General features: G+C 63.0%; 5 protein-coding genes. All 5 read right to left on the reverse strand.

All coding sequences use genetic code 11. The features are described from left to right. Window positions 1-108: 108 nt before the first annotated feature. Window positions 109-414 carry an integration host factor subunit beta gene (locus AC1DYX_RS28050; protein ID WP_036237327.1) on the reverse strand — a complete coding sequence of 102 codons (306 nt, stop codon included), beginning with the start codon at window positions 412-414 and terminating at the stop codon, window positions 109-111. A 17-nt stretch (window positions 415-431) separates the two neighbouring features. After that, the gene (gene rpsA, locus AC1DYX_RS28055) at window positions 432-2,138 is read right to left on the reverse strand and encodes a 30S ribosomal protein S1 (RefSeq protein WP_477265028.1); all 1,707 of its coding nucleotides are present in this window, start codon (window positions 2,136-2,138) and stop codon (window positions 432-434) included. Between the two features lie 141 nt (window positions 2,139-2,279). Next, window positions 2,280-2,942, reverse strand: a complete 663-nt coding sequence (gene cmk, locus AC1DYX_RS28060) for a (d)CMP kinase (protein WP_477265030.1) — start codon at window positions 2,940-2,942, stop codon at window positions 2,280-2,282. Between the two features lie 67 nt (window positions 2,943-3,009). Further along, window positions 3,010-4,341: a 3-phosphoshikimate 1-carboxyvinyltransferase gene (gene aroA / locus AC1DYX_RS28065; protein WP_477265032.1), complete on the reverse strand. Its 1,332-nt coding sequence runs from the start codon at window positions 4,339-4,341 to the stop codon at window positions 3,010-3,012. After that, a partial coding sequence (locus AC1DYX_RS28070; protein ID WP_477265034.1) for a prephenate dehydrogenase dimerization domain-containing protein occupies window positions 4,338-4,620 on the reverse strand: 283 nt, incomplete at its 5' end. The genes aroA and AC1DYX_RS28070, both read right to left, overlap by 4 nt.

Here is a 4,620-nt window from a genome sequence, read left to right on the forward strand (position 1 = left end):
CTTTTTGGCAAAAAGTGCTCTGACCCCGAATTTTCAATGCGTGGTTACATCTTTCAAAAAAAAACGGCGCCCTCGCGGACGCCGTTTCGTGAGCCTGTTGCAGACGAATCAGTCTTCGATGATCGGTTGCCCGACCATCGCGTCGACCCGCTCGCGCAACTGCTTGCCCGGTTTGAAGTGGGGCACCCGTTTTTCGGGCACCATCACCTTGTCGCCGGACTTCGGATTGCGGCCGATGCGGGGCGGCCGGCTGTTCAGGGCAAAGCTGCCGAACCCACGGATCTCGATGCGCTGGCCGCTCGCGAGAGCGTTGGTCATCGCATCGAGGATCGTCTTGACGGCGAACTCGGCGTCTTTCGCCACCAGCTGAGAATAGCGCTCGGCCAGGCGGTTGATCAGCTCGGACTTGGTCATCTGCTAGCCCTCGGGTATTAGCCCTTGTTATCGAACTTGGCCTTCAGCAGAGCACCCAGCGACGTGGTGCCGGTTGCTGCGCTGTTGTCCGAAGCCAGCTTCTGCATGGCTTCCTGGGTGTCGGCGTTGTCCTTGGCCTTGATCGACAGCTGGATGCTGCGTGCCTTGCGGTCGATGTTGATGACCAGGGCTTCGACCTTGTCGCCCACTTTCAGGTGGGTGCCGGCATCTTCCACGCGGTCACGCGCGATTTCCGAAGCGCGCAGGTAGCCTTCGACTTCGTCCGTCAGGGCGATCACGGCGCCTTTCGGCTCAACCGACTTGACCGTACCGGTGACCAGCGTGCCCTTGTCGTTCAGCGATGCGAAGTTGTTGAACGGGTCGCCTTCCAGCTGCTTGACGCCCAGCGAGACACGCTCGCGCTCGACGTCGATCGCCAGCACGACGGCTTCCAGCTCGTCGCCCTTCTTGAAGCGGCGGACGGCTTCTTCGCCGGCTTCCGTCCACGACAGGTCGGACAGGTGCACCAGGCCGTCGATGTTGCCCGGCAGGCCGATGAACACGCCGAAGTCGGTGATCGACTTGATCAGACCTTTGACCTTGTCGCCCTTCTTGTGGGTCATGCCGAAGTCGTCCCACGGATTCGCCTTGCACTGCTTCATGCCCAGCGAGATACGACGACGCTCTTCGTCGATTTCCAGGACCATGACTTCGACTTCGTCGCCCAGCTGGACAACCTTGTTCGGTGCCACGTTCTTGTTGGTCCAGTCCATTTCCGAGACGTGCACCAGGCCTTCGATGCCCTGCTCGACTTCCACGAACGCACCGTAGTCGGTCAGGTTCGTGACCTTGCCGAACAGGCGGGTGCCTTGCGGGTAGCGACGCGACAGGCCGGTCCACGGATCGTCGCCCAGTTGCTTGACGCCCAGCGAGACGCGGTTCTTTTCCTGATCGTACTTGAGGACCTTGGCGGTGATCTCTTGACCAACCGACAGGACTTCCGACGGGTGACGCACACGGCGCCATGCCAGGTCGGTGATGTGCAGCAGGCCGTCGATGCCGCCCAGGTCGACGAACGCACCGTAGTCGGTGATGTTCTTGACGACGCCGGTAACGACGGTGCCTTCCTTCAGCGTTTCCATCAGCTTCGCACGCTCTTCGCCCATCGATGCTTCGATKACGGCGCGACGCGACAGCACGACGTTGTTACGCTTGCGGTCCAGCTTGATGACCTTGAATTCCAGGGTCTTGCCTTCGAACGGCGTCGTGTCCTTGACCGGACGGGTGTCGACCAGCGAACCCGGCAGGAATGCGCGAATGCCGTTGGTCAGGACGGTCAGGCCGCCCTTCACTTTGCCGTTCACGGTACCGGTGACGATTTCGCCCGATTCCATTGCTTTTTCCAGGGCCAGCCACGACGCCAGGCGCTTGGCCTTGTCGCGCGACAGGATGGTATCGCCGAAACCATTTTCCAGCGATTCGATGGCCACGGAAACGAAGTCACCCACGTTGACTTCCAGTTCGCCCTGGTCATTCTTGAATTCTTCGATGGGGATGAAAGCTTCCGATTTCAGGCCGGCGTTGACGATCACGAAGTTGTGATCCAGACGCACGACTTCGGCGGAGATGACTTCGCCCGAACGCATGTCCTGACGGGCCAGCGACTCTTCGAAGAGCGCTGCGAAGCTTTCCATACCGGTTTCTTGATTTGCTGCAGTAGCCATAAGTTTTGAAAGGTTAGCCARCAGACCGGCTAAATGCGATCTGAACTGGGTCAAGTTGAACCACACCCGGGACACCCCGGGCACCCAAAAATGCCGCTTTCACGGCCCCCTCGACTTCAGGGTTAATTCTTAAATTCTTGTTCAGGGGTGCGCATACCAGGCCAACACCTGTTCGACGGCTTCATCCGCCGTCATCCGCGAGGTATCGAGGATGTGCGCCCCTTCCGCCGGCACCAGCGGCGCCACGGCACGCTGGGTATCGCGCGCGTCGCGGGCCTGCAAATCCGCCAGCAGATCGTCCATGTTAGCAGAAAACCCTTTGTCAATCAATTGCTTATACCGACGTTGCGCGCGCGCCTCAACACTTGCCGTCAAGAACACTTTCAGTTGCGCTCCGGGGAAGATGACGGTGCCCATATCACGCCCGTCGGCGACGAGGCCGGGCGTCTGGCGGAAGCTCAGTTGCAAGCCGAACAATGCCTGGCGCACGCCCGGCAGCGCGGCGATCTTCGACGCGGTGTTGCCGACATCTTCAAGGCGGATGGCATTGCTCACCTCTTCCGTGCCCAGGTAGATATGGCCGCCGTTGAAGCGGATGTTCAGGTGTTCGGCCACCTTGGCGAGCGCGTGTTCGTCGTGCAGGTCGGTCCCCCGGCGCAGCGCGCACAGGGCGGTCAGGCGGTACAGGGCGCCGGAATCCAGCAGGTGGAAACCCAGGCGGTCGGCGACCTTGTGGGCCACCGTGCCCTTGCCCGAGGCGGTCGGGCCGTCAATCGTTATGACGGGAATGTTCGAGTTCGGCATTTACARGTGTGTGGTTACGAATGCGTAGGGTGGGCACACCGTGCCCACCCTACGGCAAAACAAAACGTCAGGATATCTCGTGCTGCGCGATGCCGGAAAACGTTTCGAAATAATCCGGGAACGTCTTGGCCACGCACTTCGGATCATTGATGCGCATGGCGTTCCCGCGCCGCGCCGCGCCGTCCAGCGAAGCCAGCGAGAAGCACATCGCCATCCGGTGGTCGTCGTACGTGTCGATGGTGGCCGGCTGCAGCAGCTCGGGCGGCGTCACGCGGATGTAGTCCGGGCCCTCTTCCACCGTCGCGCCGACCTTGCGCAGCTCGGTCGCCATCGCGGCCAGGCGGTCGGTCTCCTTCACGCGCCAGCTGGCGATGTTGCGCAGCGTGCTGGTGCCGTCCGCGTACAGCGCGGCGACGGCGATCGTCATGGCGGCGTCCGGGATGTGGTTGAAGTCGGCGTCGATCGCCTTCAGCACGCCGTTCGACGTTGCCTCGATCCAGTTGTCGCCCTTCGTGATCGTGGCGCCCATCAGTTCCAGCGCGTCGGCGAAGCGCACGTCGCCCTGGATCGAATCCTTGCCGACGCCTTCCACGCGCACCGGACCGCCGGCGATGGCGCCCGCGGCCAGGAAGTACGATGCGGACGACGCATCGCCCTCGACGTGGATGCTGCCCGGGCTTTGATACTTCTGCCCCGGCTGCACGGTGAACGACGCCCAGCCGTCCTGGCTCACCGTCACGCCGAAGCGGCGCATCAGGTTCAGCGTGATCTCGATATACGGCTTGGAAATCAGCTCGCCCACGACCTCGATCGTGACCGGATGCGAGACCGCCATCAGCGGCGCCGCCATCAGCAGGGCCGTCAGGAACTGGCTCGACACGTTGCCGCGCACGGCGATGCGGTCCGGCTGGACGTTGCCGGCGCGGATGTGCAGCGGCGGATAGCCCGGATTGCCCGTGTACCCGATATTGGCACCGACGGCGTTCAGCGCATCGACCAGGTCGCCGATCGGGCGCTCGTGCATGCGCTCCACGCCGTGCAAGGTGTAGTCGCCGCCGATCACGGCCAGCGCGGCCGTCAGCGGACGGATCGCGGTACCGGCATTCCCCATGAACAGGTCGGCCTGGCCGACCGGCAGCTTGCCGCCGGCGCCGTGCACGACGTGCGTGCGGTCGCCCTGCTGTTCCCACTGGATGCCCAGCTTGCGCAGCGCATCGAGCATGACGGACGTGTCGTCCGATGCCAGCAGGTCGTGGATGGTCGTCGTCCCCTCCGACAGCGCGGCCAGCAGCAGCGTGCGGTTGGAGATGCTCTTCGAGCCCGGCAGGCGGACGGTGCCCTGCACGCGCATCACGGGTTCGAGGTCGATATGCTGGGGATAGATTTTAGCTTGTGTCATTTTCCAGATTCCTGATCGGGCCGCGGCGGTTGTTCCGCGGTTTCGATCGCTTCGGTCCACGCGCGGCGCGCACGCTGGGCGTTGGCGTAGGTCGCCTCCAGCGCGGTACCGTCACCGGCGGCGAGCCGCGCGCGGAGGTGTGTCAATTGAGCGAGATAAGCGTCCAGTTCGCCGAGCAGCGCATCGCGGTTCGCGAGGCTGATGTCACGCCACATCTCGGGCGAGCTGCCGGCGATGCGGGTGAAATCGCGGAAGCCGCTGGCGGCGTACTGGAACAGC

It is taken from the genome of Massilia sp. P2_C2 (assembly GCF_056404615.1).

Excerpts from the sequence above, each read along its gene's own strand:
- AC1DYX_RS28050 (WP_036237327.1), bottom strand. The coding sequence starts at position 414 with ATGACCAAGTCCGAGCTGATCAACCGCCTGGCCGAGCGCTATTCTCAG.
- cmk (WP_477265030.1), bottom strand. The coding sequence starts at position 2,942 with ATGCCGAACTCGAACATTCCCGTCATAACGATTGACGGCCCGACCGCC.
- aroA (WP_477265032.1), bottom strand. The coding sequence starts at position 4,341 with ATGACACAAGCTAAAATCTATCCCCAGCATATCGACCTCGAACCCGTG.